This is a genomic window from Azohydromonas aeria (assembly GCF_009760915.1).
Classification (GTDB): domain Bacteria; phylum Pseudomonadota; class Gammaproteobacteria; order Burkholderiales; family Burkholderiaceae_C; genus Azohydromonas; species Azohydromonas aeria.
Window position 1 is genome coordinate 1 of record NZ_VIDQ01000039.1, and the last position, 26,478, is coordinate 26,478.

Annotated in this window: 41 protein-coding genes, 1 tRNA gene and 1 pseudogene; 2 read left to right on the plus strand and 41 right to left on the minus strand. The window is 67.3% G+C overall.

Features of this window, described 5'->3' with window-relative positions; genetic code table 11:
* The 8 genes and pseudogenes from FJ694_RS20945 to def all read right to left on the minus strand — a co-directional run.
* Positions 1–190 (minus strand): annotated as a pseudogene (locus FJ694_RS20945) (hypothetical protein); the annotation flags it as partial.
* Between the two features lie 200 nt (positions 191–390).
* A complete protein-coding gene (locus tag FJ694_RS20950; protein ID WP_157269281.1) occupies positions 391–1,584 on the minus strand; it encodes a phosphoglycerate kinase in 1,194 nt (397 codons plus the stop codon).
* 67 nt (positions 1,585–1,651) lie between these two features.
* Entirely contained in the window at positions 1,652–1,981 is a 330-nt protein-coding gene (locus FJ694_RS20955; RefSeq protein WP_157269282.1) for a branched-chain amino acid transport AzlD family protein, read from the minus strand.
* Positions 1,978–2,712: an AzlC family ABC transporter permease gene (locus FJ694_RS20960; protein WP_157269283.1), complete on the minus strand. Its 735-nt coding sequence runs from the start codon at positions 2,710–2,712 to the stop codon at positions 1,978–1,980. Before FJ694_RS20960 ends, FJ694_RS20955 begins: the two co-directional genes overlap by 4 nt.
* Before the next feature lie 34 nt (positions 2,713–2,746).
* Positions 2,747–3,106 (minus strand): hypothetical protein, encoded by a 360-nt coding sequence (locus FJ694_RS20965; RefSeq protein WP_157269284.1) that lies wholly within the window; start codon positions 3,104–3,106, stop codon positions 2,747–2,749.
* 144 nt (positions 3,107–3,250) lie between these two features.
* Positions 3,251–4,093, minus strand: a complete 843-nt coding sequence (gene htpX, locus FJ694_RS20970) for a zinc metalloprotease HtpX (protein WP_157269285.1) — start codon at positions 4,091–4,093, stop codon at positions 3,251–3,253.
* 100 nt (positions 4,094–4,193) lie between these two features.
* A complete protein-coding gene (fmt, locus tag FJ694_RS20975; RefSeq protein WP_157269339.1) occupies positions 4,194–5,141 on the minus strand; it encodes a methionyl-tRNA formyltransferase in 948 nt (315 codons plus the stop codon).
* Positions 5,142–5,188: 47 nt separating this feature from the next.
* Positions 5,189–5,704 carry a peptide deformylase gene (def, locus tag FJ694_RS20980; protein WP_157269286.1) on the minus strand — a complete coding sequence of 172 codons (516 nt, stop codon included), beginning with the start codon at positions 5,702–5,704 and terminating at the stop codon, positions 5,189–5,191.
* A 235-nt stretch (positions 5,705–5,939) separates the two neighbouring features.
* Here def and dprA point away from each other — a divergent pair, with 235 nt between their 5' ends.
* Both dprA and FJ694_RS20990 read left to right on the plus strand, forming a co-directional pair.
* Positions 5,940–7,163, plus strand: coding sequence for a DNA-processing protein DprA (gene dprA, locus FJ694_RS20985; RefSeq protein ID WP_157269287.1), 1,224 nt, complete (start codon positions 5,940–5,942; stop codon positions 7,161–7,163).
* 88 nt (positions 7,164–7,251) lie between these two features.
* Positions 7,252–7,704 (plus strand): Smg family protein, encoded by a 453-nt coding sequence (locus FJ694_RS20990; protein ID WP_157269288.1) that lies wholly within the window; start codon positions 7,252–7,254, stop codon positions 7,702–7,704.
* 102 nt (positions 7,705–7,806) lie between these two features.
* On the opposite strand, the gene secF is transcribed toward FJ694_RS20990, so the two are convergent.
* From secF to rplC, 33 genes are all read right to left on the minus strand, one after another.
* Complete coding sequence (secF, locus tag FJ694_RS20995) at positions 7,807–8,829, minus strand: protein translocase subunit SecF (protein WP_157269289.1); 1,023 nt, start codon at positions 8,827–8,829, stop codon at positions 7,807–7,809.
* Positions 8,830–8,854: 25 nt separating this feature from the next.
* A complete protein-coding gene (gene secD / locus FJ694_RS21000) occupies positions 8,855–10,735 on the minus strand; it encodes a protein translocase subunit SecD (protein WP_157269290.1) in 1,881 nt (626 codons plus the stop codon).
* A gap of 63 nt (positions 10,736–10,798) precedes the next feature.
* Entirely contained in the window at positions 10,799–11,122 is a 324-nt protein-coding gene (gene yajC / locus FJ694_RS21005; RefSeq protein ID WP_157269291.1) for a preprotein translocase subunit YajC, read from the minus strand.
* 221 nt (positions 11,123–11,343) lie between these two features.
* Positions 11,344–11,420: transfer RNA gene (locus FJ694_RS21010), tRNA-Met, on the minus strand.
* Positions 11,421–11,599: 179 nt separating this feature from the next.
* On the minus strand, positions 11,600–11,998 hold the full coding sequence (rplQ, locus tag FJ694_RS21015; RefSeq protein WP_157269292.1) for a 50S ribosomal protein L17: 399 nt from the start codon (positions 11,996–11,998) through the stop codon (positions 11,600–11,602).
* A 138-nt stretch (positions 11,999–12,136) separates the two neighbouring features.
* On the minus strand, positions 12,137–13,123 hold the full coding sequence (locus FJ694_RS21020; protein ID WP_157269293.1) for a DNA-directed RNA polymerase subunit alpha: 987 nt from the start codon (positions 13,121–13,123) through the stop codon (positions 12,137–12,139).
* Between the two features lie 158 nt (positions 13,124–13,281).
* The gene (gene rpsD / locus FJ694_RS21025; RefSeq protein WP_157269294.1) at positions 13,282–13,905 is read right to left on the minus strand and encodes a 30S ribosomal protein S4; all 624 of its coding nucleotides are present in this window, start codon (positions 13,903–13,905) and stop codon (positions 13,282–13,284) included.
* A gap of 200 nt (positions 13,906–14,105) precedes the next feature.
* The gene (gene rpsK / locus FJ694_RS21030) at positions 14,106–14,510 is read right to left on the minus strand and encodes a 30S ribosomal protein S11 (protein ID WP_066342452.1); all 405 of its coding nucleotides are present in this window, start codon (positions 14,508–14,510) and stop codon (positions 14,106–14,108) included.
* A 30-nt stretch (positions 14,511–14,540) separates the two neighbouring features.
* Positions 14,541–14,906, minus strand: coding sequence for a 30S ribosomal protein S13 (gene rpsM, locus FJ694_RS21035; RefSeq protein ID WP_157269295.1), 366 nt, complete (start codon positions 14,904–14,906; stop codon positions 14,541–14,543).
* 38 nt (positions 14,907–14,944) lie between these two features.
* On the minus strand, positions 14,945–15,058 hold the full coding sequence (gene rpmJ, locus FJ694_RS21040) for a 50S ribosomal protein L36 (protein WP_028997278.1): 114 nt from the start codon (positions 15,056–15,058) through the stop codon (positions 14,945–14,947).
* Positions 15,059–15,084: 26 nt separating this feature from the next.
* Positions 15,085–15,303 (minus strand): translation initiation factor IF-1, encoded by a 219-nt coding sequence (infA, locus tag FJ694_RS21045; protein ID WP_009855680.1) that lies wholly within the window; start codon positions 15,301–15,303, stop codon positions 15,085–15,087.
* A 7-nt stretch (positions 15,304–15,310) separates the two neighbouring features.
* Positions 15,311–16,621, minus strand: coding sequence for a preprotein translocase subunit SecY (secY, locus tag FJ694_RS21050; RefSeq protein WP_157269296.1), 1,311 nt, complete (start codon positions 16,619–16,621; stop codon positions 15,311–15,313).
* 12 nt (positions 16,622–16,633) lie between these two features.
* On the minus strand, positions 16,634–17,077 hold the full coding sequence (rplO, locus tag FJ694_RS21055) for a 50S ribosomal protein L15 (RefSeq protein ID WP_157269297.1): 444 nt from the start codon (positions 17,075–17,077) through the stop codon (positions 16,634–16,636).
* Between the two features lie 36 nt (positions 17,078–17,113).
* Positions 17,114–17,296, minus strand: coding sequence for a 50S ribosomal protein L30 (gene rpmD, locus FJ694_RS21060; protein WP_157269298.1), 183 nt, complete (start codon positions 17,294–17,296; stop codon positions 17,114–17,116).
* A gap of 23 nt (positions 17,297–17,319) precedes the next feature.
* Positions 17,320–17,838, minus strand: a complete 519-nt coding sequence (gene rpsE / locus FJ694_RS21065) for a 30S ribosomal protein S5 (RefSeq protein WP_043458339.1) — start codon at positions 17,836–17,838, stop codon at positions 17,320–17,322.
* A 12-nt stretch (positions 17,839–17,850) separates the two neighbouring features.
* Positions 17,851–18,219, minus strand: a complete 369-nt coding sequence (gene rplR, locus FJ694_RS21070; RefSeq protein ID WP_157269299.1) for a 50S ribosomal protein L18 — start codon at positions 18,217–18,219, stop codon at positions 17,851–17,853.
* Positions 18,220–18,230: 11 nt separating this feature from the next.
* Entirely contained in the window at positions 18,231–18,764 is a 534-nt protein-coding gene (gene rplF, locus FJ694_RS21075) for a 50S ribosomal protein L6 (protein ID WP_157269300.1), read from the minus strand.
* 13 nt (positions 18,765–18,777) lie between these two features.
* Positions 18,778–19,173 carry a 30S ribosomal protein S8 gene (rpsH, locus tag FJ694_RS21080; protein ID WP_157269301.1) on the minus strand — a complete coding sequence of 132 codons (396 nt, stop codon included), beginning with the start codon at positions 19,171–19,173 and terminating at the stop codon, positions 18,778–18,780.
* A gap of 24 nt (positions 19,174–19,197) precedes the next feature.
* Positions 19,198–19,503, minus strand: coding sequence for a 30S ribosomal protein S14 (rpsN, locus tag FJ694_RS21085; protein ID WP_157269302.1), 306 nt, complete (start codon positions 19,501–19,503; stop codon positions 19,198–19,200).
* Positions 19,504–19,511: 8 nt separating this feature from the next.
* Positions 19,512–20,066, minus strand: a complete 555-nt coding sequence (gene rplE, locus FJ694_RS21090) for a 50S ribosomal protein L5 (protein ID WP_066342442.1) — start codon at positions 20,064–20,066, stop codon at positions 19,512–19,514.
* A gap of 12 nt (positions 20,067–20,078) precedes the next feature.
* Positions 20,079–20,396, minus strand: coding sequence for a 50S ribosomal protein L24 (gene rplX / locus FJ694_RS21095; RefSeq protein WP_157269303.1), 318 nt, complete (start codon positions 20,394–20,396; stop codon positions 20,079–20,081).
* A 22-nt stretch (positions 20,397–20,418) separates the two neighbouring features.
* Positions 20,419–20,787, minus strand: coding sequence for a 50S ribosomal protein L14 (rplN, locus tag FJ694_RS21100; RefSeq protein ID WP_157269304.1), 369 nt, complete (start codon positions 20,785–20,787; stop codon positions 20,419–20,421).
* Positions 20,788–21,017: 230 nt separating this feature from the next.
* Entirely contained in the window at positions 21,018–21,533 is a 516-nt protein-coding gene (locus FJ694_RS21105; RefSeq protein ID WP_157269305.1) for a peroxiredoxin, read from the minus strand.
* Positions 21,534–21,647: 114 nt separating this feature from the next.
* Positions 21,648–21,935, minus strand: a complete 288-nt coding sequence (rpsQ, locus tag FJ694_RS21110) for a 30S ribosomal protein S17 (protein ID WP_157269306.1) — start codon at positions 21,933–21,935, stop codon at positions 21,648–21,650.
* Positions 21,932–22,132 (minus strand): 50S ribosomal protein L29, encoded by a 201-nt coding sequence (rpmC, locus tag FJ694_RS21115; RefSeq protein ID WP_157269307.1) that lies wholly within the window; start codon positions 22,130–22,132, stop codon positions 21,932–21,934. The genes rpsQ and rpmC overlap by 4 nt, the downstream gene beginning before the upstream one ends.
* A 14-nt stretch (positions 22,133–22,146) precedes the next feature.
* Positions 22,147–22,563, minus strand: a complete 417-nt coding sequence (rplP, locus tag FJ694_RS21120) for a 50S ribosomal protein L16 (RefSeq protein WP_157269308.1) — start codon at positions 22,561–22,563, stop codon at positions 22,147–22,149.
* A 13-nt stretch (positions 22,564–22,576) separates the two neighbouring features.
* The gene (rpsC, locus tag FJ694_RS21125; protein WP_157269309.1) at positions 22,577–23,398 is read right to left on the minus strand and encodes a 30S ribosomal protein S3; all 822 of its coding nucleotides are present in this window, start codon (positions 23,396–23,398) and stop codon (positions 22,577–22,579) included.
* Between the two features lie 16 nt (positions 23,399–23,414).
* Positions 23,415–23,744: a 50S ribosomal protein L22 gene (rplV, locus tag FJ694_RS21130; protein ID WP_028997295.1), complete on the minus strand. Its 330-nt coding sequence runs from the start codon at positions 23,742–23,744 to the stop codon at positions 23,415–23,417.
* Between the two features lie 12 nt (positions 23,745–23,756).
* The gene (gene rpsS, locus FJ694_RS21135; RefSeq protein ID WP_157269310.1) at positions 23,757–24,032 is read right to left on the minus strand and encodes a 30S ribosomal protein S19; all 276 of its coding nucleotides are present in this window, start codon (positions 24,030–24,032) and stop codon (positions 23,757–23,759) included.
* A gap of 15 nt (positions 24,033–24,047) precedes the next feature.
* Positions 24,048–24,872 carry a 50S ribosomal protein L2 gene (gene rplB, locus FJ694_RS21140; protein ID WP_157269311.1) on the minus strand — a complete coding sequence of 275 codons (825 nt, stop codon included), beginning with the start codon at positions 24,870–24,872 and terminating at the stop codon, positions 24,048–24,050.
* Positions 24,872–25,186, minus strand: coding sequence for a 50S ribosomal protein L23 (rplW, locus tag FJ694_RS21145; RefSeq protein ID WP_028997298.1), 315 nt, complete (start codon positions 25,184–25,186; stop codon positions 24,872–24,874). Before rplW ends, rplB begins: the two co-directional genes overlap by 1 nt.
* Positions 25,183–25,803: a 50S ribosomal protein L4 gene (rplD, locus tag FJ694_RS21150; protein WP_157269312.1), complete on the minus strand. Its 621-nt coding sequence runs from the start codon at positions 25,801–25,803 to the stop codon at positions 25,183–25,185. The genes rplW and rplD overlap by 4 nt, the downstream gene beginning before the upstream one ends.
* On the minus strand, positions 25,803–26,474 hold the full coding sequence (rplC, locus tag FJ694_RS21155) for a 50S ribosomal protein L3 (RefSeq protein ID WP_157269313.1): 672 nt from the start codon (positions 26,472–26,474) through the stop codon (positions 25,803–25,805). Before rplC ends, rplD begins: the two co-directional genes overlap by 1 nt.
* Between the last annotated feature and the right edge of the window lie 4 nt (positions 26,475–26,478).

Genomic DNA, 26,478 nt, shown 5'->3' on the forward strand with positions numbered 1-26,478 from the left:
TGGGATCGCGCTCGATGTCCAGGCACGGATAGGCCACGCCCGGCGAGTAGGCCAGCGACAGGTCGCGCTGGTTCGACAGCGGCTTGGTCGGCGCGATGGAGATCTTGCCGCGCGAGGGCGAGCGGTGGTACTCGCGTGCGGCGTCGCGCAGGGCCAGCTCGGCCGGGGACATGGAGGCTTCTTCGGACATGGTGTGCGCTTCCCGGGGAAGTGTTGTGTGTCAGGCAGACCGGATGGCGGCAAGGCACCGACGGCTGCGCCGGCCGGATGCGCGCGCCGCGCACCCGTGCCGGGATGGTCCTCGTGAAGAAAAGCGGGAGCCAGAAGCAAAAACCCGGCGCCGCAGGGGCGCCGGGTTGGCCAGGAAGTGTCCGGGCGGGAGAACGGTCGTCAGCCGGCGGCGCGGCGCGACAGGATCTCGAAGGCCGGCAGCGTCTTGCCTTCGAGCACTTCCAGGAAGGCGCCGCCGCCGGTGGAGATGTAGCCCACGTCGGACTCGATGCCGTACTTGGCGATGGCCGCCAGCGTGTCGCCGCCGCCGGCGATGCTGAAGGCGTCGCTCTCGGCAATGGCGCGGGCGATGGCCTCGGTGCCCTTGGCGAAGGCATCGAACTCGAACACGCCCACCGGGCCGTTCCAGACGATGGTGCCCGCGGCCTTGAGCTGCGCGGCGAGCCTGGCGGCGGTTTGCGGGCCGATGTCCAGGATCAGGTCGTCGGCCTCGACTTCCGTGGCCAGCTTGACGCTGGCCGGCGCGTCGGCGGCGAAGCGCTTGGCGGTGACCACGTCCACGGGAATCGGCACCTCGGCGCCGCGGGCCTTCATGGCCTCGATGACGGCCTTGGCCTCATCCAGCAGGTCCGGCTCGGCCAGGCTCAGGCCGATGGGCAGCCCGGCGGCGAGCATGAAGGTGTTGGCGATGCCGCCGCCCACGATCAGGCCGTCCACCTTGGACGACAGCGCCTTCAGGATGGTCAGCTTGGTGCTGACCTTGGAGCCGGCCACGATGGCCAGCAGCGGGCGCTTCGGGTTGGCCAGCGCCTGGGAGATGGCGTCGATCTCGGCGGCCAGCAGCGGGCCGGCGCAGGCCACGGGCGCGAACTGCGCGATGCCGTAGGTGCTGGCCTCGGCGCGGTGCGCGGTGCCGAAGGCGTCGTGCACGAAGATGTCGCACAGCGCAGCCATCTTCTTCGCCAGCTCCTCGTTGTTCTTCTTCTCGCCCTTGTTGAGGCGGCAGTTCTCCAGCAGCACCACCTGGCCCGGCGCGACCTGCACGCCATCGACCCAGTTGCTCGCCAGCGGCACCTCGCGGCCCAGCAGCTCGCCCAGGCGCTGCGCCACGGGCGCGAGCGAGTCCTCGGCCTTGAACTCGCCCTCGGTCGGGCGGCCGAGGTGCGAGGTGACCATCACGGCCGCGCCGGCGTCCAGCGCCATGCGGATGCACGGGATGGAGGCGCGGATGCGCGTGTCCTCGGTGATGCGGCCGGAGTCGTCCTGCGGCACGTTGAGGTCGGCCCGGATGAAGACGCGCCGACCGGCCACCTGGCCCTGGGCGACGAGATCGGAGAAGCGAAGAACGTTCATGGGAGAGGCGCCGGAAGTGGAGAAACCTGGGGAATGTTCCCGAAGGCCGAAATTCTAGGCCGCGCCGCTACCAGCCCAACCCGAGCCGCATCAAGAGCAGCACGGCCGTGCCGCAGACGATCGTCCCGAGGATGCCGCGGCGCCACCAGAACCACGCGCTGCCTGCGGCCACGGCAAAGAGCCGCGCGTCCTGCCAGGTGGTGATGAGCTCGCCGCGCGTCATCACCACTTCCGGCACCACCACCGCCGCCAGCGCGGCCAGCGGCGCGTAGCGCAGGCCTTCCTTGAGCCAGTGCGGCAGCGGCAGCTCGCGCTGGGAGAGGAAGAAGAAGCAGCGCGTGAGCACCGTGATCAGGCCCAGGCCCAGGATCGTGACGAAGGTTTCAGCGGCGCTCATGCCTTGCCCTGTCCCGATCGCCGCGGGAACTGCTCCATCAGCAGCCCGATGGCCACCGCCGCGGCGATGGCCACGACGATGTTCAGGCGCAGCGGCAGCGCGTAGGCGGCCACCGCCGCGCAGCCCGCCACCGCCGCCGCGACCCAGGTGGCGCGGTCCGACAGCAGCGTGTTCATCAGCCCCAGCAGCGCCAGCGTGCCGGCGAATCCCAGGCCCCAGTGCGTGGGCACGCGCTCGCCCAGGAAGATGCCGATGAAGGACGGCACCTGCCACGAAGCCCAGTTCAGCGCCACGCCGCCCCAGAAGTACGGCACCTGCTCGGGCGCCGGCCGCGGCTCGGGAAAGCGCTTCATGAACAGCACGTAGTTCAGGTCGGCCGTGAAGTAGCCCAGGCGCAGCCGCTGTCCCAGCGGCAGGTGCGCGAAGTACGGGCGCCACTGGGCGCTGAAGATGACGAAGCGCAAGTTCACGCACAGCGCCGTGGCCCACACCACCCACACCGGCGCGCCCGCGGCGATCAGCGGCAGCGCCGCCAGCTGCGCGCTGCCGGCAAACACCACCAGCGACATCAGCACCGCCAGCGGCATGCCCAGCGCCTTGACCATCGCCACCCCGGTCACCAGGCCCCAGGCAGCGATGCCCGGCGCGATGACCATCATCTCGCGCGCACCCGTTCTGAACGCCGGGTGGCGCCATGGCGGCTGCGTGCCGCCCTCGGAACCCTGATTCATTGCCGGGATTGTGCCCGGCGAGGCCCCACCCGCCTCAGGCCTGGCCCTTGCGCGCCTTGGCCGGCTTCTCGGGCTCTTCCTCGGGCGCCGAGGCAGCGGCCGGCGCGGGAGCCGCGCCGGGCGGCGGCAACACCGGCGCCACGGCCTGGATGTTGTTCTCGCGCATGTAGTCGTTCATCTCGCGCCAGCCGGCGAAGATGGCGGCCTTGTCGGCCTTGCGGTTGAGGGTGTAGCAGTCCTCGATGGCACGCCCGGCATGGCGGCAGGCGCCGCCGATGGCCTTGCCCTCGGCCTCGCGCCGCGCCGCGGTGCTGCCGGGCGACTCGATGCCCAGTTGCTCGCAGCCCGCGAGGGCAGCGACGAGTAGCAGCAGCAGGGGCAGGCGGGGTTTCACGGGCGGTTGCTTTTCAGGCGGGTCTGCACAGCATATCGGCGCCTGCCTGCCCAACTTGACGGCCCGCCGCGCCGCGGGCGTGCGCTCTGCACGCCGCGCGGCCGGGAGAAGGTGTCAGCAAAGGAACGTGGCGCGTGAGCGCGTTCAGCGCCCCATCGCCAGCAGCCGCGCCACGCGCTCCTCGGTGGAGGGGTGGGTGCTGAACAGGCCCTTGAGACCGCCGCCGGAGAGCGGGTTGACGATCATCATCTGCGCCGTGGCCGGGTTGCGCTCGGCCGCGGCCAGCGGGATGCCGGTGGCGTAGGCATGGATCTTCTCCAGCGCGCTGGCCAGCGCGCGCGGGTCGCCGCTGATCTCGGCGCCGCCGCGGTCCGCCTCGAACTCGCGGGCGCGGCTGATGGCCATCTGGATCAGGCTGGCCGCCAGCGGCGCCAGCAGCGCCACGAGCAGGCCCGCCAGCGGGTTGGTCGGGCGTCCCTCGCTGTCGCGGCCGCCGAAGAACATGGCGAAGTTGGCCAGCATCGACACCGCGCCGGCCATGGTGGCGCTGATGGTGCTGATGAGGATGTCGCGGTGCTTCACGTGCGCCAGCTCGTGCGCCATGACGCCGCGCAGCTCGCGGTGGTTGAGCACGCGCAGGATGCCGGTGGTGGCGGCCACGGCGGCGTTGTCGGGGTTGCGGCCGGTGGCGAAGGCGTTGGGCGCGTCCTCGTCGATCAGGTACACGCGCGGCATGGGCAGGTTCGCGCGCTGCGCCAGCTCCGCGACCATGCCGTAGAAGTAAGGCTCGGACTGCGCGTCCACCTCGCGGGCGTTGTACATCTTCAGCACCAGCTTGTCGGAGAACCAGTAGCTGAAGAAGTTCATGCCCAGCGCCACCAGCAGGGCCAGGCTCATGCCCGCGCGGCCGCCGATCAGATGGCCGATGGCCATGAACAGCGCAGTGATGGCAGCCATCAGGATGGCCGTCTTCATCAGGTTGAACATCGTCGTGCGTCCAGGAGTGGATTGATCTGCCTGGGTAGATGCCGCCGGAAACCGCAAGTTCAACCCGGCATGCGCGCGGCCAGCGCGCGCTGCGGCCGCGTCAGCCGGCGAGGACGCACCCCGCCGCCAGCGCCTGCTGCTGCTGGAAGGCGCGCACCGGCAGCCGCTTGCCGCCCGGACGCTGCAGATCCAGCAGCGAGAGCGCACCCTCGCCGCAGGCGACCACGACTTCCTGCGCGTCCGCGCGCAGCACCGTGCCGGGCACGCCGGACAGCTCTGGCCGCAGTGCCGCGCGCCAGACCTTCACCGCTTGGCCATCCAGGTTGAAATTCATGCCCGGGAACGGGTCGAAGGCGCGCACGCGACGCTCGATCACGGCCGCCGGCTGGCGCCAGTCGATGGCGCCCTCGGCCTTCTCGATCTTGTGCGCGTAGCACACGCCCTCGGCAGGCTGCGGCACGCGCGGCAGCCGGTCGAGCTCGCGCAGTGCCTGCACGATGCACTGCGCGCCCAGCGCGGCGAGGCGGTCGTGCAGCGTGGCGGAAGTCTCGTCCGGGGCGATGTCCAGCGCCTTGACCAGCAGCATGTCGCCGGTGTCCAGGCCCTCGTCCATCTGCATGATGGCGATGCCCGTTTGCGCATCACCGGCCTCGACCGCGCGCTGGATGGGCGCGGCGCCGCGCCAGCGCGGCAGCAGCGAGCCGTGGATGTTGAGGCAGCCGCGCGGCGGCAGGTCGAGCACCCAGCGCGGCAGGATCAGCCCGTAGGCCGCCACCACCATCACGTCGGCGCGCGCGGCCAGCAGCGTCTCGCGCGCCGCGGCGGCGTCCTCGGGAAACTTGCCGTCCAGGCGCAGGCTGCGCGGCTGCGCCACGGCGATGCCGCGCTCCAGCGCCAGCTGCTTCACCGCCGAGGGCTGCAGCTTCAGGCCGCGCCCGGCCGGGCGGTCGGGCTGCGTGAGCACCAGCGGCACGTCGAAGCCGGCGTCCAGGATGGCCTGCAGCGCCACGCGCGCGAATTCCGGCGTGCCGGCATAGGCCACGCGCAGCGGCGCGGCGGCGGCCGCGGCAGCCGCCGTCTGCGAGTTGGCGCCCGTCATGCGCGCTGCAGCTCTTCGCGGCTCTTCTTGAGCAGCTTGGTCTTGATGCGCTCGCGCTTGAGCGGGCTCAGGTATTCGACGAAGACCTTGCCCAGCAGGTGGTCGAGCTCGTGCTGCACGCACACGGAAGCCAGGCCCTCGGCTTCGAACTCCTGCACCTGGCCGTCGCGGTCCAGGAAGCGCACCTTCACCCGCGCGTTGCGCTGCACCTTGTCGTAGATGGCCGGCACGGAGAGGCAGCCCTCGTCGCCGGTCATCATCTCCTCGCTGCGCTCGATGATCTCGGGATTGATGAGCACGAGCGGCTGGTCGCGCGTCTCGGAGGTGTCCATCACGACGACGCGCTCGTGCACGTCCACCTGCGTGGCAGCCAGGCCGACGCCGTCGGCGGCGTACATGGTTTCCAGCATGTCGGCGGCCAGGCGCCGGATGCGTTCGTCCACCGCCTTCACCGGGGCGGCGACGGTATGCAGGCGAGGATCGGGATAACGCAGGATCGGAAGCTGGGCCATGGTGCGGGAGGCCCCTGGCGCCGCGGCCTCGGGTGGCAGTCCGGCTGCGCGGCGGGGGTGCTGCACAGGGTTCACGGCCACGGCCGCCGGCGGGCCTGGGGGCAGAATCAGGTGGAACCGGGCCGGTATTTTCGCCCATCGGCCATGCCGTCACCGGCGTGGGCCCAAGAACCGCGGCGCGCCGTCCTCCTCGACCTTCGGGCGGGTGTCGCACTGCCCAGGGAGCGCAGCGACGATGGCCAATCCCGAAACGACCGACGAGGGCGGCGCGCTGGCCGAGCCGCCGGCCGACGCCGACCACCTGAGCCCGCGCGCCGGCGCCGACGAGTTGCACGCCTGGCTGCGGCTGGTGCTCAGCGTGGGCCGCGCCACCGGGCGGCGGCTGCTGGCCGCGCTGGGCACGCCACAGGAAGTGTTCGAGGCCCCGCCCGCGCGGCTGCGCGAGTTTGCGACGCCGGCACAGGCACTGGCGCTGGCGGCGCCGCCGGCCGAGCTCGACGCCTGCCTGGCGCGCACGCTCAACTGGCTCGATGGCGGCGCCGACCGGCACGTCGTCACGCTGGGCGACGCGCTGTACCCGGCCGAGCTGCTGCACATGGCCGACCCGCCGCTGCTGCTGCACCTGCGCGGCCGCGTGGCGCTGTTGCGGCAGCCGGCGCTGGCCATCGTCGGCAGCCGCAACCCCAGTGCGCAGGGCGCGGACAACGCCCTGGCCTTCGCGCGCTGCCTGAGCGAGGCGGGCTGGACCATCGTCTCGGGCCTGGCGCTGGGCATTGACGGCGCGGCGCACGAGGGCGGGCTGTCCGGAGCAGGCCGCACCATCGCCGTGCTGGGCACGGGCATCGACCGGCTCTACCCAGCCCGGCACCGCGACCTGGCGCTGCGCATCGCCGCCGAGGGGCTGCTGGTGAGCGAGTTCCCGCTGGGCACGCCGCCGCTGCGCGAAAACTTCCCGCAGCGCAACCGGCTCATTGCCGGGTTGGCGCGCGGCACGCTGGTAGTGGAGGCGACGCTGCAGTCGGGCTCACTGATCACGGCGCGGCTGGCGGCGGAGAACGGGCGCGAGGTGTTCGCCATTCCTGGCTCCATCCACGCGCCGCAGGCCAAAGGCTGCCACGCGCTCATCAAGCAGGGGGCGAAACTGGTGGAATGCGCTCAGGACATCCTGGAGGAGTTGCAGATGGCTCAGGACGACGGCGCCGGAAAGGGCTCCGGCAACCGGCGCCGGGAGGCCGTGGCCGCCCGGCCGGCGGCCATGGCGGCGGCCCCGGCGGCGGACGACGGCCCGCCCGACGAGGTGCTCGCGGCGCTGGGACACGATGCCGCGACGCTGGACATGCTCATCGACCGCACCGGCTGGCCCGCACCCACGCTGATGGCGCGGCTGCTGGAGCTGGAGCTGGAAGGCCGGCTGCAGCGCCTGCCCGGAGGGCTGTACCAGCGTCGCGGCCTGGCGTGAAAAGTCCACGCGCGGCGTGGCGGCGCTATCCACAAGGCCTTCGGTCTTGCAAGCCTGCGTTCAGATAGCGTGAGCTATAGTGGCCCTCATGTTCGACGTGCTCGTCTATCTGTACGAAAACTACTGGCGGCCCGATGCCTGTCCGGACCACGACCAGCTCACGCGCAAGCTTTCGGCAGTGGGCTTCGAGTCCGACGACATCGAGGAGGCGCTGAGCTGGCTCGACGGCCTGGCCGGCATGGCCGAGTCCTGCTCGCAGCCGCAAGCGGCCACGAGCATGCGCGTCTACACCGCCGCCGAGCGCGAACTGCTGGGCGATGCCTCCATCGGCTTCATCAGCTTCCTCGAAGGCGCCGGCGTGCTGCCGCCGCTGATGCGCGAAATGGTGGTCGACCGCGCCAGCGCCATCGGCCGCGTGCCGCTGGAGCTCGAGGATCTCAAGATCATCGTGCTCATGGTGTTCTGGAGCCTTGGCGAGGAGCCCGATGCGCTCATCCTTGACGAGCTGTTCGTGGACGACGAGGAACGCATCATCCATTAAGCAGTGCGCATTGCCGTCCGGCGTTCCAGCCCGCGGCAGTGCACAGTCAAAGCAAAGGGCCGCTGTAGCGGCCCTTTGCTTTCGTAGGGTATCAGCGCAGCGTCACACCGCCGCACCCGCGTTGGGGTCGTTCGGGTCCGAACCGCGGGGCGCGGCCTTGACCAGATCCTCGCGCTTGACGCCCAGCCACATGGCGATGGCCGCGGCGACGAACACTGACGAGTAGATGCCGAACAGGATGCCGATGGTCAGCGCCAAGGCGAAGTAGTGCAGCGTCGGGCCGCCAAAGAGCAGCATGGCCAGCACCATCATCTGCGTGGAACCGTGGGTGATGATGGTGCGGCTGGTGGTGCTGGTGATGGCATGGTCGATCACCTGCATCGAGCTCATCTTGCGGTACTTGCGGAAGGCTTCGCGGATCCGGTCGAAGATCACGACCGATTCGTTGACCGAGTAACCGAGCACCGCCAGCACCGCCGCCAGCACCGCCAGCGAGAACTCCCACTGGAAGAAGGCGAAGAAGCCCAGGATGATCACCACGTCGTGCAGGTTGGCAATGATGCCGGCCACCGCGAACTTCCACTCGAAGCGGATGGCGAGGTAGATCATGATGCCCACCACCGTCACCGCCAGCGCCAGCGCGCCGTCGCGCGCGAGTTCCGAGCCCACCGAGGGGCCGACGAACTCGGTGCGTGACAGCCGCAGCGGCTCGCTGCCATCGGCAGTCACGCAGGCTTGGCGCGTGGCGTCGCCTTCACCCGGGCGCGTCTGCACACTGCCCTGCGCCGCCTGGCACAGCGCGCCAAAGACGCGGCCGGCCACCTCGCTTTGCTTGACGTCGCCGCGCACGGGCAGCCGGATGAGCACGTCGCGCGCGGTGCCGAAGTTCTGCACCTGCACCTCGCCGAAGCCCAGCGACTCCACCGCGGCGCGGGTGCGATTGATCTCGGCGGCCTGCGCGTAGTTGACCTCCAGCACCGTACCGCCCGTGAACTCGATGGACAGGTGCAAGCCGCGCGTGGCCAAGAAGAACACGGCCGCGGCAAAGGTCAGGAACGAAACGACGTTGAGCACCAGCGCATGCCGCATGAACGGGATGTCGCGCCGGATACGGAAGAACTCCATCTGAATACTCCGAAGGGCGGCCGCTTCAGGCCTTGGCGGGCGGGGTACCGCCCTCGGGACGCCAGACCTGGCCGATCGACACGGACTTCAGGCGCTTCTTGCGGCCGTACCACAGGTTCACCAGACCGCGCGAGAACATCACGGCGGAGAACATCGAGGTCAGGATGCCCAGGCAGTGCACCACGGCAAAGCCGCGCACCGGGCCGGAACCGAAGGCCAGCAACGCCACGCCGGCAATGAGCGTGGTGACGTTGGAGTCCAGGATCGTGGCCCAGGCCCGCTCGTAGCCGGCGTGGATGGCTGTCTGCGGCGCGGAGCCGTTACGCAACTCCTCGCGCACGCGCTCGTTGATGAGCACATTGGCGTCAATGGCCATGCCCAGCGTGAGCGCAATGGCCGCGATGCCGGGCAAGGTCAGCGTGGCCTGAAGCATCGACAGCACCGCCACCAGCAGCAGCAGGTTGAAAGCCAGCGCCAGCGTGGAGAACACGCCGAACAGCAGGTAGTACGCACACATGAAGGCGGCAATGGCCACGAAGCCGTACGCCACGCTGTTGAAGCCCTTGGCAATGTTGTCGGCGCCCAGGCTCGGGCCGATGGTGCGCTCCTCGATGATCTCCATCGGGGCGGCCAGGGAGCCCGCACGCAACAGCAGCGCCGTGTCGCTGGCTTCCTGAGTGGTCATGCGGCCCGAGATCTGCACGCGCCCGCCGGCAATCTCCGAGCGGATCACCGGCGCGGTGACGACCTCGCCCTTGCCCTTCTCGAACAGCAGGATGGCCATGCGCTTGCCGACGTTCTCGCGCGTGACGTCGCGGAAGATGCGCGCGCCCTTGGCGTCGAGCGTCAGGTGCACCGCCGGCTCTTGGCTCTGGCTGTCGAAGCCGGATTGGGCGTCGTTGAGGTTCTCGCCGGTGAGGATGACCTGGCGCTTGACGATCAGCGGCGCGCCGCCGCGCTCGACGTAGCGTTCCGTGCCGAAGGGCACCGGGCCGGATCCCACCGCAGCCGCAGCGGCCTCGGCGCTGTCGTCCACCAGGCGCACCTCCAGCGTGGCGGTGCGGCCGATGATGTCCTTGGCCTTGGCGGTGTCCTGCACGCCTGGCAGTTGCACCACGATGCGGTCGGCGCCCTGCTGCTGGATCACGGGCTCGGCTACGCCCAGCTCGTTGACGCGGTTGTGCAGCGTGGTGATGTTCTGCTTGAGCGCGGCTTCCTGGACCGCGCGCGCGGCCTGCGGCTTGAGCTGGCCCACCAGGCGCAGCTCGCTGCCCTCGCCGGCCGCGGTCCACTGCAGATCGGGCAGCTGATCGGCGAGCAGCCCCTGGGCCGTGGAGAGCGTGGCGGCGTCGCGGAAGCGCACCTCCACGTTGTTGCCCTCGCGCGAGATGCCGGCGTGGCGCACGTTCTTGTCACGCAGCAGCAGGCGCACGTCGCCGGTCAGCGACTCGGCCTTCTTGGTCAGCGCCGCGCGCATGTCCACCTGCATCAGGAAGTGCACGCCACCGCGCAGATCCAGGCCCAGGTACATCGGAAGCGCATGCAGCGAAGTCAGCCACGCGGGTGACCGGCTCACCAGGTTGAGCGCGACGATGTAGGTAGGGTCAGCGGGATCGGCGTTGAGGGTGCGGCTGAGGACGTCCTTGGCCTTGAGCTGCGTGTCCGGGTCACCGAAACGGGCGCGCACGGAGTTGCCGTCGAGTTGCACGAAGTCGGGCTGCACGCCGGCCTGCTTGAGCACGCCTTCCACGCGCTGCGCCAGCGCGGCATCGACTTTGACGGTGGCCTTGCTGCTGGACACCTGCACGGCCGGCGCCTCGCCGAAGAAGTTGGGCAGCGTGTACACGAGCCCGACCAGCAGCGCGACCGCCAGGATCGCGTACTTCCACAGGGGATAGCGGTTCATCGATGTTCCTCGCGCCGCGCGGGACGCGGCGCTGGCAGCGGGCCGCCGAGGGCCCGCCGCGTATTACTTGAAGGTGCCCTTGGGCAGCACTTGCACCACGGCGCTGCGCTGCACCTGCATCTCCACACCGCTCGCAACTTCCAGGCGCACGAAGCTCTCGTCGAGCTTGGTCACCTTGCCCAGCAGGCCACCGGCGGTGACAACCTCATCGCCCTTGGCCAGGGCGGCAATCATGGCCTTGTGCTCCTTCTGCCGCTTCATCTGGGGACGGATCATGATGAAGTACAGCACCACGAACATCAGCACCAGCGGCAGCATGCTCATCAGGCTGTCGGTGGCGGAGGCGGCCGGAGCGGCGGCCTGGGCAAAAGCGGAAGAGATGAACACGGCAGGCGTTCCTTGTTTTGTGTAGGGACGAAACCCCCTGCGCATTGCGCTGACAGCCGCAGCCCGGCGGCGCAGGGGAACCCGGGATTCTAAGCGCGGCGCCTGGAGGCTCCTTGGATAAGGAGCGCACCGCCGCGTTCCGTTGCCAAGGAAAGCGGGACGCTTATCACGGCCCCAAAGCAAACAGGCCGTCACGAGGACGGCCTGTTATGCGTGAGATATGGTTGCGGGGGCTGGATTTGAACCAACGACCTTTGGGTTATGAGCCCAACGAGCTACCAGACTGCTCCACCCCGCGACTGAAGAATTCAATTCTAGCCAGACATTCAGCGTACTGCAAGCGCTTTTCGAAAAAAAGCTTTGTCGAACCACGTAGCCGACGCTGACAGCAACCATGTTCGTAGTGCGTTTCTGAAGCGCGGGCAGGCATGGAAAAGCCCGCACGCGGCGGGCTCCATGCAGGACAAGCGCGAACGCTTACTCGGCTGCGGCTTCGGCGGCCGGGGCGGCCTCTTCGGCAGCGCGGTCCACCAGCTCGACGTAGGCCATCGGCGCGTTGTCACCAACGCGGAAACCCATCTTCAGGATGCGGGTGTAACCGCCCGGTCGGGCCTTGAAGCGCGGGCCCAGATCGTTGAACAGCTTGACGACGATCTCGCGGTCGCGCAGGCGGTCGAAAGCCAGGCGGCGATTGGCCAGCGTGGGCTCCTTGGCCAGCGTGATCAGCGGCTCGACGATGCTGCGCAGTTCCTTGGCCTTCGGCAGCGTGGTCTTGATGGCTTCGTGCTTCAGCAGCGAGACGCACATGTTGCGGAACATGGCGGCGCGGTGTTCGCTGGTGCGGTTGAGCTTGCGGGGTCCGTTACGGTGGCGCATGGTGCTTTCCTTTCCTTATGAAACCTCCGGCCGTGTCAGGTACCGGAGGGTGCACCGGGCCGCCCGCCAGGGCAGCCCTTTCGTTGAACGGCGCCCGTCGAGGGCGCCGTACTGACTACGGGTTCGGCGTCGAAGAAATCAACGCTTGTCCAGGCCTTGCGGCGGCCAGTTCTCCAGGCGCGCGCCCAGCGTGAGGCCGCGCGAGGCCAGCACTTCCTTGATCTCGTTGAGCGACTTGCGGCCCAGGTTGGGCGTCTTGAGCAGCTCGGTCTCGGTACGCTGGATGAGGTCGCCGATGTAGTAGATGTTCTCGGCCTTGAGGCAGTTGGCCGAGCGCACGGTGAGCTCGAGCTCGTCCACGGGGCGCAGCAGGATCGGATCGAACTGCGCACTGCGCTGGGCCGGCTGATCGAAGGCAGCGATCTCGTTGCCCTCGAGCTGCGCGAAAACGGCGAGCTGTTCCACCAGGATCTTGGCCGAGGCGCGGATGGCTTCCTCGGGCGAGATGGCACCGTTGGTTTCGATCTCCATCACGAGCTTGTCGAGGTCGGTGCGCTGCTCCACGCGGGCATTCTCGACCGCGTAGCTCACACGGCGCACGGGCGAGAAGGAGGCGTCGAGCACGATGCGGCCGATGGCCTTGGTCGGCTCGTCGCCGAAGCGGCGCATGTTGCCGGGCACGTAGCCGCGGCCCTTCTCGACCTTGATCTGCATGTCGAGCTTGCCGCCCTGCGACAGGTGTGCGATGACGTGCTCGGGATTGATGATCTCGACGTCGTGGGGCGTCTGGATGTCACCGGCGGTGACGGGGCCCTCGCCTTCCTTGCGCAGCACCAGCGTGACCTCGTCACGGTTGTGCAGCCGGAACGTCACGCCCTTGAGATTGAGCATGATGTGGACCACGTCTTCCTGCACGCCGTCGATCGTGGAGTACTCGTGCAGCACGCCCGCGATGGTGACTTCAGTCGGCGCGTAACCCACCATCGACGACAGCAGCACACGGCGCAGGGCGTTGCCCAGCGTGTGGCCGTAGCCGCGCTCGAAAGGCTCGAGCGTCACCTCGGCACGGTGACCACCCAGCGACTCGACATTGATGGCCTTGGGTTTCAGCAGATTGGTTTGCATTGAGTCCTGTTCCTGTCAATACCCTCGGCTCGTTACACCGATAAGGCTGATGGAGCTGCCGGGCTGGACACGGTCCGCTGCACGCCCGGCGAGCACAGCGGAAGGGCCGCCACCGCGCGCACCCGGAGGCGCGACCTACGGCAGCGGGGGCTCGCGCATCAGCGCGAGTAGAGTTCGACGATCAGCGACTCGTTGATCTCGGCACCGAACTCATCGCGGTCCGGCGTCTTCTTGAACACGCCTTCCATCTTGGCGATGTCGACCTGAACCCAGCCCGGCAGGCCGATGGAGTCGGCCAGCTTGAGCGCGTCGGCGATGCGCAGCTGCTTCTTGGCCTTCTCGCGCACGGCGACCACGTCACCGGCCTTGACCAGGTAGGAAGCGATGTTCACGACTTGGCCGTTGACGGTCACAGCCTTGTGCGACACCAGTTGGCGCGCTTCGGCACGGGTCGAGCCGAAGCCCATGCGGTAGACGACGTTGTCCAGGCGCGATTCCAGCAGCGACAGCAGGTTGGCGCCGGTGTTGCCGCGGCGGCGCTCGGCCTCGGCGAAGTAGCGGCGGAACTGGCGCTCGAGCACGCCGTACATGCGCTTGACCTTCTGCTTCTCGCGCAGCTGCAGACCGAAGTCGCTGGTGCGCGAGCCGGAGGTGCGGCCATGCTGGCCGGGCTTGCTGTCGAACTTGGCCTTGTCGCTGATGGCGCGGCGGGCGCTCTTCAGGAACAGGTCGGTGCCTTCACGGCGGGAGAGTTTGGCCTTGGGGCCGAGATAACGTGCCACGTGCGTGTCCTTGAGGTCTGTCTGACGCGTGGGCGGCTCTGCTCCGCCCCGCGCAAGTCTGGCGGGTCTTGTTGTGGATCGCTCAGACGGTGGTCTTCATGGCTTGGCCGCCGCGAGTGTTGCCACTCGGTGCGCCAAGCCCACTGAAAGCGCCAATGCCGCCCGAAGGCGGCGGCAAAGGGCGCGATTCTACAACGGAATCAGATGCGACGGCGCTTCTGCGGGCGGCAGCCGTTGTGCGGCACGGGCGTCACGTCGGAGATCGAGGTGATGCGAATGCCCAGCGAGGCCAGAGCACGCACGGAGGACTCGCGGCCAGGGCCAGGGCCCTTGATCTTCACGTCCAGGTTCTTGATGCCCTGCTCCTGCGCAGCACGGCCGGCCGTCTCGGCAGCCACCTGCGCCGCGAACGGCGTGCTCTTGCGCGAGCCCTTGAAGCCCTGGCCGCCCGAAGACGCCCACGACAGGGCGCCGCCCTGGCGGTCGGTGATCGTGATGATCGTGTTGTTGAACGACGCGTGCACGTGCGCGATGCCGTCGGCGATGTTCTTGCGAACCTTCTTGCTGACGCGACGCGCGGCGGTGTTGGTAGGTGCCTTAGCCATGTTCGGTATCTCTCAATCGCTGCGAGCAGCTCACTTCTTGACCAGGGCGCCCGACTTGCGCGGACCCTTGCGGGTGCGTGCGTTGGTCTTGGTGCGCTGACCGCGCACGGGCAGGCCGCGGCGGTGGCGCATGCCACGGTAGCAGCCGAGGTCCATCAGCCGCTTGATGTTGATCGACATCTCACGGCGCAGGTCGCCTTCGATGGTGAGACGGCTGATCTCGTCGCGGATCTTTTCCAGGTCCGAGTCCGAGAGGTCCTTGACCTTCTTGGAATAGGCAATGCCGACCGAGTCGCAGATCTTCTGCGCGGTGGTGCGGCCGATACCGTAGATCGAGGTCAGACCGATCTCGGTGTGCTTGTGCGGCGGAATGTTGATGCCGGCAATACGTGCCATGGAATACCTCTGTGTCCTGTCGGTGCGGGCTCAGCCGCTCAACCCTGGCGCTGCTTGTGGCGCGGGTCGGTGCAGATGACGCGCACCACGCCATTGCGACGGATGATCTTGCAATTGCGGCACATCTTCTTGACCGAAGCTGCTACTTTCATGGTCTTCTCCTTGACCTTTCAATGACTCATTTCGCCCGGAAGACGATGCGAGCGCGACTCAAATCGTAAGGGGTGAGCTCCACGGTGACCTTGTCGCCGGGAAGGATGCGGATGTAGTGCATGCGCATCTTTCCGGAGATGTGGCCGAGCACCACGTGCCCGTTCTCGAGCTTCACCCGGAAGGTGGCATTGGGCAGATTTTCCAGGATCTCGCCCTGCATCTGGATGACGTCGTCTTTGGCCATGCGTGTCTCAGCTTGCCTTGAAGTTCGCCTTCTTCAGCAGCGACTCGTACTGCTGGCTCATCACGTAGCTCTGCACTTGCGCCCAGAAGTCCATCGTCACCACCACGATGATCAGTAGCGACGTGCCGCCGAAGTAGAACGGCACGTTGTACTTGAGCACCAGGAACTCCGGCAGCAGACACACCAGCGTGATGTACGCGGCACCAGCAAGCGTGAGACGCGACAGGATGCGGTCGATGTGCCGCGCGGTGTTCTCGCCCGGACGAATGCCGGGGATGAACGCGCCGCTCTTCTTCAGGTTGTCTGCAGTCTCACGGCTGTTGAAAACCAGCGCCGTGTAGAAGAAGCAGAAGAAGACGATCATCGCCGCGTACAGCAGCACGTAGATCGGCTGCCCCGGCGACAGCGCGCCGGAGAGGTCCTTCAGCCAGGTCAGGCCCTCGCCAGTGGCGAACCAGCCGACGATGGTGGCAGGCAGCAGGATGATCGACGACGCGAAGATCGGCGGGATCACGCCCGACATGTTGAGCTTCAGCGGCAAGTGCGAAGACTGACCGCCGTAGACCTTGTTGCCCACCTGCCGCTTGGCATAGTTGACCAGGATCTTGCGCTGCCCACGCTCGACGAACACCACGAAGTAGGTCACGAGCACGACGATGGCGATGATGAACAGCGCCGCGATGATGCTCATCGCGCCGGTGCGCACCAGCTCGAACAGCCCGCCCACCGCACCCGGCAGACCTGCAGCGATGCCAGCAAAGATCAGGATCGAGATGCCGTTGCCCAGCCCGCGCTCCGTGATCTGCTCACCCAGCCACATCAGGAACATCGTGCCGGCCACCAGGCTGACCACGGTCGTCATGCGGAAGCCGAAGCCCGGATCCAGCACCAGCCCTTGCGAGCCCTCCAGCGCCAGGGCAATGCCCAGCGACTGGAACAGCGCCAGGCCCAGCGTGCCGTAACGCGTGTACTGCGTGATCTTGCGCCGACCAGCCTCGCCTTCCTTCTTGAGCGACTCCAGCGTGGGCACGACGTAGGTCATCAGTTGCATGATGATCGACGCCGAGATGTACGGCATGATCCCCAACGCGAACACCGTGAAGCGCGACAGCGCTCCGCCGGAGAACATGTTGAACAGGCTCAGGATGCCGCCCGACTGGCTTTTGAAGAGCTGCTGCAGCTGGTTGGGGTCGATGCCCGGCACCGGGATGTGGGCGCCGATGCGATAGACCACCAGCGCGAGCACCAGGAACACCAGCCGGCGACGCAGGTCGCCGAACTTGCCGCTCTTGGCCAGTTGGTTCGCCGAAGTTGCCAAGGTCGGAAGTCCTTAAGCGTTGCTGACGGCCAGGCTGCCGCCGGCAGCCTCGATGGCTGCCTTGGCACCTGCGGTGGCGCCGATGCCCGACAGCGTCACCTTGCGGCTGAGCTCACCGGACTTGATCACCTTCACGTTGCGGGCGATCTCGGGCACCAGGCCGGCGGCCTTGAGCACCACGAGGTTCACTTCCTCGGCGTCGAGCTGCTGCAGCTCGGCCAGGGTGATCTCGGCGTTGTACTTCAGCGACTGGGACTTGAAGCCGCGCTTGGGCAGGCGGCGCTGCAGCGGCATCTGGCCGCCTTCGAAGCCCACCTTGTGGAAGCCGCCGGCACGCGACTTCTGGCCCTTGTGGCCGCGACCCGCGGTCTTGCCCAGGCCCGAGCCGATGCCACGGCCGACACGGCGCTTGGCATGCTTGGCGCCACCAGCGGGCTTGATGGTGTTGAGTTGCATGGTTCGATGATTCCTTGTGCCTGTCCCGTGGATGCCTTACAGCACCTTCACGAGGTAGGCGACCTTGTTGATCATGCCGCGCACCGCGGGCGTGTCCTCGAGGACCGCCTCGCTGTTGAGCTTGCGCAGGCCCAGGCCGCGCACGGTGTCGCGGTGGGACTGCTTGGTGCCGATCACGCTGCGCACCAGCTTGACCTTCAGGGTTTGCTTGTCAGCCATGGTTGTTCTCTCCGCGTGCGGCTTCAGCCGAAGATCTCTTCGACCGTCTTGCCGCGCTTGGCCGCGACTTCGGCCGGCGTGGTGGAGCGGCGCAGCGCGTCGAGCGTGGCACGCACCATGTTGTAGGCGTTGGACGAGCCCAGGCTCTTGGCCACGATGTCCGTGACGCCCATCACCTCGAACACGGCACGCATCGGGCCGCCGGCGATGATGCCGGTACCGGCCGGAGCCGGGGCCAGCAGCACCTTGGCTGCGCCGTGCTCGCCACGCACGTTGTGGTAGACGGTGCCGTTCTTCAGCGCCACCTTGAACATGTTGCGGCGCGCGGCTTCCATGGCCTTCTGCACCGACACCGGCACTTCCTTGGCCTTGCCCTTGCCCATGCCGATGCGGCCGTCGCCGTCACCCACCACCGTCAGAGCCGCGAAGCTCATGGTGCGGCCGCCCTTGACGACCTTGGTGACGCGGTTGACCGCGATCATCTTTTCCTTCAGACCGTCGTCGTTGCCTTCAGTCTGAGCGCGAGGTTGAAACTTTGCCATGTTGAATCCTGGTCAGAACTGCAGGCCGGCTTCGCGGGCAGCCTCGGCCAGCGCCTTGACGCGGCCGTGGTAGGCAAAGCCCGCACGGTCGAAGGCCACCTTCTCGATGCCGGCGGCCTTGGCCTTCTCGGCGATGCGGCGGCCGATGATGGTTGCGGCCGACACGTTGCCGCCCTTGCCATCGGCGCCCAGCTGCTCGCGCACTTCCTTCTCGGCGGTGGAGGCGCTGGCCAGCACCTTGGTGCCGCAGTCGGAAATGACGCTGGCGTAGATGTGCAGGTTGGAGCGGAACACCGTCAGGCGCGCCACGCGCTGCACGGCGATGCGCGCACGCGTCTGGCGCGAGCGGCGGATGCGCTGATCCTTCTTGTTGATGGTCATGCTGCCACTCCTTACTTCTTCTTGGTCTCTTTGAGGACCACGCGCTCGTCGCTGTAGCGGATGCCCTTGCCCTTGTAAGGCTCGGGCGGACGGATGGCGCGCACCTCGGCGGCCAGCTGCCCCACCACCTGGCGGTCGGCGCCGGAAATCAGGATCTCGGTCGGGGTCGGGCAAGCCACCTTGATGCCGGCGGGCATGTCCTTCACCACGGGGTGCGAGAAACCGATCTGCAGGTTCAGCTTCTGGCCCTGGGCCTGAGCGCGAAAGCCCACGCCCACCAGGTTGAGCTTGCGCTCGAAGCCCTTGCTCACGCCGGTGACCATGTTGTTGACCAGCGCGCGCAGCGTGCCGCTCATGGCATCGGCTTCGGCGCTGTCATTGGCCGGGGCGAAGCGCAGCGTGCCGGCCTCGTTGCTGATGTTCACCAGCGCGTGCGCCGGACGCGACAGCGTGCCTTGCGCGCCCTTGACGGTGATTTGTTCGGCCGACACCGACACGTCCACGCCCTGCGGGACGGCGATGGGCATTTTTCCAACGCGGGACATTGCTCGTCTCTCCTTAGGCCACGTAGCACAGCACCTCGCCGCCGATACCGGCAGCGCGCGCCTTGCGGTCCGTCATCACGCCCTTCGGGGTGGTGACGATCGCCACGCCCAGGCCGTTCTGGACCTGGGGAATGTCGTGGCGGCCCTTGTAGATGCGCAGGCCCGGACGGCTCACGCGCTCGATGCGCTCGATCACCGGGCGGCCGGCGTAATACTTCAGCGCGATTTCCAGCTCGGACTTGCCGGCCTCGCCCTTGATGGCGAAACCGTCGATGTAGCCCTCGTCCTTCAGGACCTGGGCAATCGCCACCTTCAGCTTGGACGACGGCATGGACACGCTGGCCTTGTCAACGCTCTGCGCGTTGCGGATGCGCGTCAGCATGTCGGCGATCGGATCACTCATGCTCATTCGTTATCTCCTGCTCTCGCCGACTTACCAGCTGGCCTTGACGACACCGGGGATGTCGCCCTTGAAGGCCAGCTCACGGATCTTGGTACGCGCCAGACCGAACTGGCGGAAAGTGCCGCGCGGGCGGCCGGTCATCTCGCAGCGATTGCGCAGGCGGCTCGGGTACGCGTTGCGCGGCAGCTTCTGCAGCTCCAGGCGCGCGGCGTAGCGCTCTTCTTCCGAGCGCTTGGCGTCGTCGATGACGGCCTTGAGCTCGGCGTACTTCTTGGCGAACTTGGCGACCAGCTGTTCGCGCTTCTTCTCACGCTGGATGAGGGAAAGTTTGGCCACAGGTCACCTCAGTTCTTGAACGGGAAACGGAAGGCCTGCAGCAGGGCCTTGCACTCTTCGTCGGTCTTGGCCGTCGTCGTGATGCTGATGTTCAGACCACGGATGGCGTCGATCTTGTCGTACTCGATCTCGGGGAAGATGATCTGTTCCTTGACGCCGACGTTGTAGTTGCCGCGGCCGTCGAAAGAGCGACCCGAGATGCCGCGGAAGTCACGCACGCGCGGCAGCGCGATCGTGACGAAGCGGTCCAGGAATTCGTACATCTGCACGCCGCGCAGCGTGACCATGCAGCCGATGGGCACGTTCTCGCGGATCTTGAAGCCGGCGATGGCCTTCTTCGACTTCGTGATCACGGGCTTCTGGCCGGCGATCTTGGTCAGGTCGCCCACGGCATGGTCCATGACCTTCTTGTCCGACACCGCCTCGCTCACGCCCATGTTGAGCGTGATCTTGGTCAGGCGCGGCACCTGCATCACCGACTTGTAGCCGAACTTTTCCATCAAGGCCGGCACGACCTTTTCGCGGTACTGCTGCTGCAGACGAGCGTTTTGTTGCTGAGCCATTCGAACCTCGACTTAAGCCTGAATCTCGTCGCCGCTGGACTTGTACACGCGCACCTTCTTGCCATCGGCCAGCAGCTTGATGCCGACGCGATCAGCCTTGCCGGTAGCAGCATTGAAGATGGCGACGTTGGACTGGTGGATGGGCATGGTCTTGTCCACCACGCCACCGGTCGTGCCCTTCATCGGGTTCGGCTTGACGTGCTTCTTGGCCACGTTCACGCCTTCGACGATCAGGTACGAGTCGTCCACGCGCTGCGTCACGGTGCCGCGCTTGCCCTTGTCACGGCCGGTCAGCACGATGACCTGGTCGCCCTTGCGAATCTTGTTCATGGTCTGTCCTTTGACCTGGGGCTCAGAGCACTTCGGGCGCGAGCGAGACGATCTTCATGAAGCGCTCGGTGCGCAGCTCGCGCGTCACCGGGCCGAAGATGCGGGTACCGATGGGCTCGAGCTTGCTGTTGAGCAGCACGGCGGCGTTGCCGTCGAACTTCACCAGCGAACCATCCTGGCGGCGCACGCCCTTGGCAGTGCGCACCACCACGGCGCTGTAGACCTCGCCCTTCTTGACGCGACCACGAGGCGCAGCTTCCTTGATGCTGACCTTGATGATGTCGCCAATGCCGGCATAACGACGCTTGGAACCGCCGAGCACCTTGATGCACATGACGGATTTCGCGCCCGTGTTGTCAGCGACGTCGAGTCGCGATTGCATTTGGATCATGTCTGTCCCCAACTTGCCCCGGCACGACAACAACCGTCGCGCCAGTCAGTCTTGGGCCCGTCGCACCGGCTTTTGGAGTCGGCGGTTGGGGCGGATCCGGAGACCTTGCCTGCACCGCACATTTGGATGCAAGCCGGCCTTCCGGCGAAGCTGCTGATTATGCAGCGAAACCTGACAGCGCGTCAAGGCGAGCGCCGTCAGGGGTTATTGGCCGGGTGTCCGGCCGCGCTTCAGCCGTGCAGTTCGCGCGCCTGCTTCAGCAGCGTCTGCGCGTCGCTGACCTCGAACTTGCCCGACGCCTCGACGTTGAGCGTGCGCACCACGCCGTCGACCACCAGCATCGAGCAGCGCTGCAGCCGCCGTCCCAGCCCACGGGCCGTGAGGTCGAGCTCCAGGCCCGTGGCGCGGGCGAAATCGCCGCTGCCGTCGGCCATCATGCGCACCTTGCCGGCGGTCTGCTGCTCCCGTCCCCAGGCGCCCATCACGAAGGCGTCGTTGACGGACACGCACCAGATCTCATCCACGCCGGCGGCCTTGAGCTCGTCAGCCGCAGCGACGTAACCCGGCACGTGCTGCGCCGAGCAGGTCGGCGTGAAGGCGCCGGGCAATCCGAAGATGGCCACGGTCTTGCCGGCCGTGGCCTGGCCGATGTCGAAGGCATTGGGGCCAAGGCTGCAGCCTTCGCCCTCGACCTCGATGAACTCGTACAGCGTGCCCGCGGGCAGCCGGTCACCGACTTTGAGCATGTTTCATCGTCTCCTGGAGGAACAACGGAAAACGGCCGCCGCGCCGGAAAAGCCTTCCGGTGCAGGCGGCCGCTGCATGGCAGCGCTCCCCTAGAGGGCGCCGCACGGCGAGTCTTAGACGACCCGGGCCTTCTCGACCAAGCGCGTCACGACCCAGGACTTGGTCTTGGAGATCGGACGGCTTTCCGTGATCTCGACCACGTCGCCGATCTTGTACTCGCCGTTCTCGTCGTGGGCGTGGTACTTGTTCGAGCGCGCAATGATCTTGCCGTAGAGCTCGTGCTTGACGCGACGCTCGACCAGCACCGTCACGGTCTTGGCGCGCTTGTCGCTGACGACCTTGCCGATGAAGGTGCGGACGACCTTGGTCTTGCCTTCGGCGTTCTGGGCTTGGGCGTTCATTGGGCGGCTTCCTTCTTCTTCTGAGCCAGCACGGTCTTGGCACGCGCGATGTCGCGGCGCGTCTTGCCCAGCGCGGAGTGGTTGCTCAGCTGTTGGGTCGCCTTCTGCATGCGCAGGCCGAAATGGGCCTTGAGCAGCTCGGAGATTTCCTTCTCCAGTTCGGCGACGTCCTTGGCGCGGAGTTCAGATGCTTTCATGAGGTTCTCCGATCTCAGGCGCCGACCTGGCGCGCCACGAAGGTGCAGCGCAGGGGCAGCTTGGCAGCGGCCAGCGTGAACGCTTCGCGGGCGAGCTGCTCGGGCACGCCGTTGATTTCGTAGAGCACCTTGCCCGGCTGGATCTCGGCCACGTAGTACTCGGGGTTGCCCTTGCCGTTGCCCATGCGGACTTCGGCAGGCTTTTGCGAGATCGGCTTGTCCGGGAAGATGCGGATGAAGATGCGGCCGCCGCGCTTGATGTGGCGCGAGATGGCACGACGCGCAGCTTCGATCTGGCGGGCGGTGATGCGGCCGCGCTCGGTGGCCTTCAGGCCGAATTCACCGAAGGACACGGCGGCACCGCGCGTGGCGACGCCGGTGTTGCGGCCCTTGTGTTCCTTGCGGAACTTGCGACGAGAGGGTTGCAGCATTTGCTAATTCTCCTTAGGCACCCGTGGGCGCCTTGCGCACGCGCTGCGGCGCGCCGCCGGCGGGCTTGTCGCCGCCGCCGTCACCACGCGGGCCACGGCTGTCACGGCCATCGGGACGGCCACGGCCGCCCGGACCCGGACGCGCGTTGCGACGCGGACGACGCTCTTCTTCACCGGCGGGCGTGACGATGCCAGGGGCCTCGCCGCTGGCCAGACGGTCACCGCGGTACACCCAGACCTTGACGCCGATGACGCCGTAGGTGGTGCGCGCTTCCGAGAAGCCGTAGTCGATGTCGGCCTTGAGGGTGTGCAGGGGCACGCGGCCCTCGCGGTACCACTCGGTACGGGCGATCTCGATGCCGTTGAGGCGGCCGGCGCTCATGATCTTGATGCCCTGGGCGCCCAGGCGCATCGCGTTCTGCATCGCGCGCTTCATGGCGCGGCGGAACATGATGCGCTTTTCCAGCTGCTGGGTGATCGAGTCGGCGATCAGCTGCGCATCGACTTCGGGCTTGCGCACCTCTTCGATGTTCACCGCCACCGGCACGCCCAGGCGCTTGGTCAGCTCGGCCTTCAGGTTCTCGATGTCCTCGCCCTTCTTGCCGATCACGACACCCGGACGCGCCGAGTAGATCGTGATGCGGGCGTTCTTGGCGGGGCGCTCGATCAGCACACGCGAGACGGCGGCGTTCTTCAGGCGCGTACGCAGGTAGTCGCGCACCTGCAGGTCTTCGGCCAGCATGCCGGCGAAGTTGGTGTTCGACGCGTACCAGCGCGACGCCCACGCACGGGTGACGGGCAGGCGGAAGCCGGTCGGATGGATTTTCTGTCCCATAGTCTTCCTCAGCGCCTCAGTTGCCGACCGTCACGAAGATGTGGCAGGTGGGCTTGCTGATGCGGTTGCCGCGGCCCTTGGCGCGCGCGGAAAAACGCTTGAGCGTGGCTGCCTGCTCGACGTAGATCGAGGTGACCTTCAGTTCGTCGATGTCGGCGCCGTCGTTGTGCTCGGCGTTGGCGATCGCGGACTCCAGGGCCTTCTTGATGATGCCGGCGGCCTTCTTCTGCGTGAACGTCAGGATGTTGAGCGCCTGGTCCACCTTCTTGCCGCGGACCAGGTCCGCCACCAGGCGGCCCTTGTCGGCCGAGAGGCGGACGCCGCGAACGATTGCACGGGTTTCCATGGTCGTCATCCTTTAGCGCTTGGCCTTCTTGTCGGCCGGGTGACCCTTGAAGGTCCGGGTCAGCGCGAACTCGCCCAGCTTGTGGCCGACCATCTGGTCGGACACGTACACGGGCACGTGCTGTTTGCCGTTGTGCACGGCAATGGTCAGACCGATGAACTCGGGCAGGATCGTCGAGCGGCGCGACCAGGTCTTGATCGGCTTCTTGTCCTTGATCGCCGCGGCCTTCTCGACCTTGGCCATCAGGTGGTGGTCCACGAAAGGACCCTTCTTCAGAGAGCGTGCCATGTGGTGCTGCCCTTCTTACTTCTTGCGACGCGAGACGATGAACGTCTGCGTGCGCTTGTTGTTGCGGGTGCGATAGCCCTTGGTCATCGTGTTCCACGGCGACACCGGCACCTGGCCCTCGCCGGTGCGGCCTTCGCCGCCGCCGTGCGGGTGGTCCACCGGGTTCATCGCCACGCCGCGCACCGTCGGGCGGATGCCCTTCCAGCGCATGGCGCCGGCCTTGCCGTACTGGCGCAGGCTGTGCTCTTCGTTGCTGACCTCGCCGATGGTGGCGCGGCAGTCGATGTGGATGCGACGCACTTCACCCGAGCGCAGGCGCAGCTGGGCGTAGGAGCCTTCGCGGGCCATCAGCGTCACCGAGGTGCCGGCCGAGCGCGCGATCTGCGCGCCCTTGCCCGGCAGCATCTCGACGCAATGGATGGTCGAGCCCACGGGGATGTTGCGGATGGGCAGCGTGTTGCCGGCCTTGATCGGGGCCTCGGCACCGCTCACCACGGTCGCGCCGGCTTCCAGGCCGCGCGGGGCGATGATGTAGCGACGCTCGCCGTCGGCGTAGCACACCAGCGCGATGTGGGCCGTGCGGTTGGGGTCGTACTCGATGCGCTCAACCTTGGCCGGGATGCCGTCCTTGTTGCGCTTGAAGTCCACCAGGCGGTAGTGGTGCTTGTGGCCACCGCCCTTGTGGCGCATCGTGATGTGGCCGTTGTTGTTGCGGCCGGACTTCTGCTTCTGGGGCTCCAGCAGCGAGGCTTCGGGAGCGCCCTTGTGCAGGTGCGTGTGCACCACCTTCACCTGGCCGCGACGGCCCGGCGAAGTCGGTTTGATCTTGACGACAGCCATTACGCGGCCTCCCCACCGAAGTTGAGCTCCTGGCCTTCCTTGAGCGACACGTACGCCTTCTTGACGTGGTCGCGGCGGCCGATGGAGCGCCCGAAGCGCTTGACCTTGCCCTTCTGGTTCACGGTCTGCACCGACTCGACCTCGACCTTGAACATCAGTTCAACAGCGGCCTTGATCTCGGGCTTGGTAGCGTTGCGCAGGACCTTGAACAGGACCTGGTTGTGCTTCTCGGAGACGCTCGTGGCCTTCTCGGACACGATGGGCGCCACCAGCACCTGGGCCAGACGGCCCTCGTCGAACTTCGGGGTGCTCATGCGAACATCTCCTTGAGTTGCTCGATCGCGCCCTTGGTCACCAGCACCTTCTTGTAGAAGACCAGCGACAGCGGGTCGGCGTAACGCGGCTCGACCACGAGCACGTTGGCCAGGTTGCGCGAGGCCAGCGCCAGGTTGTCGTCGATCTGATCGGCGATCACCAGCACGGAGTCCAGGCCCATGGCCTTGAACTTCTGGGCCAGCAGCTTGGTCTTGGGGGCGTCCACGGACAGCGAGTCCACCACGGCCAGGCGGCCTTCGCGGGCCAGCTGCGAGAAGATGGCGGCCATGCCGGCGCGGTACATCTTCTTGTTGACCTTGTGGGAGAAGTTCTCGTTGGGCGTGTTCGGGAAGATCCGGCCGCCTCCGCGCCACAGCGGCGAGGACGTCATACCGGCGCGGGCGCGGCCCGTGCCCTTCTGGCGGAACGGCTTCTTCGTCGAGTGGTGCACCTCGGCGCGCGTGAGCTGCTTGCGGGTACCTTGACGGGCGTTGGCCTGGTAGGCCACGACGATCTGGTGCACCAGCGCTTCGTTGTAGTCGCGAGCGAAGACGGTGTCGGGCGCGTCAACCTTGGAGGTGGCCTGACCCTGCTCGTTCAGGAGCTCGAGCTGCATTACTGGGCCCCTTTCTTGACCTTGACCTTGACGGCGGGACGCACGACCACGTGGCCGTTCTTCGCCCCGGGGACCGCGCCGCGCACCAGCAGCAGCGAGCGCGCTTCGTCCACGCGCACGATGTCCAGGTTCTGGGTCGTGACGGTCTCGTCGCCCATGTGGCCGGACATCTTCTTGCCCGGGAACACGCGGCCCGGGTCCTGCGCCATCGAGATCGAGCCCGGCACGTTGTGCGAACGGCTGTTACCGTGCGACGCGCGCTGCGAGCTGAAGTTGTGGCGCTTGATGGTGCCCGTGAAGCCCTTGCCGATCGAGGTGCCCTGCACGTCGACGAGCTGGCCCGCGGCGAACAGCGTCACCGGCACGGCGGCGCCGGGCTGGTACTGCGCAGCCACGTCGGCCGGAACACGGAATTCCTTGAGGACTTGCGCCGGCTCGACGCCGGCCTTGGCCAGGTGGCCAGCCTCAGGCTTGGTCACGCGCGAAGCCTTGCGCGTGCCGAAAGCCACCTGAACGGCGCTGTAGCCGTCGGTCTCTTCGGTCTTGACCTGGGCGACGCGGTTGTTGGACACGTCCAGCACCGTCACAGGCACGGCGTCGCCGTCGTCCGTGAAGATGCGCATCATGCCCACCTTGCGGCCCAGCAATCCGAGGCGATTGCTCAGACTCATGGTT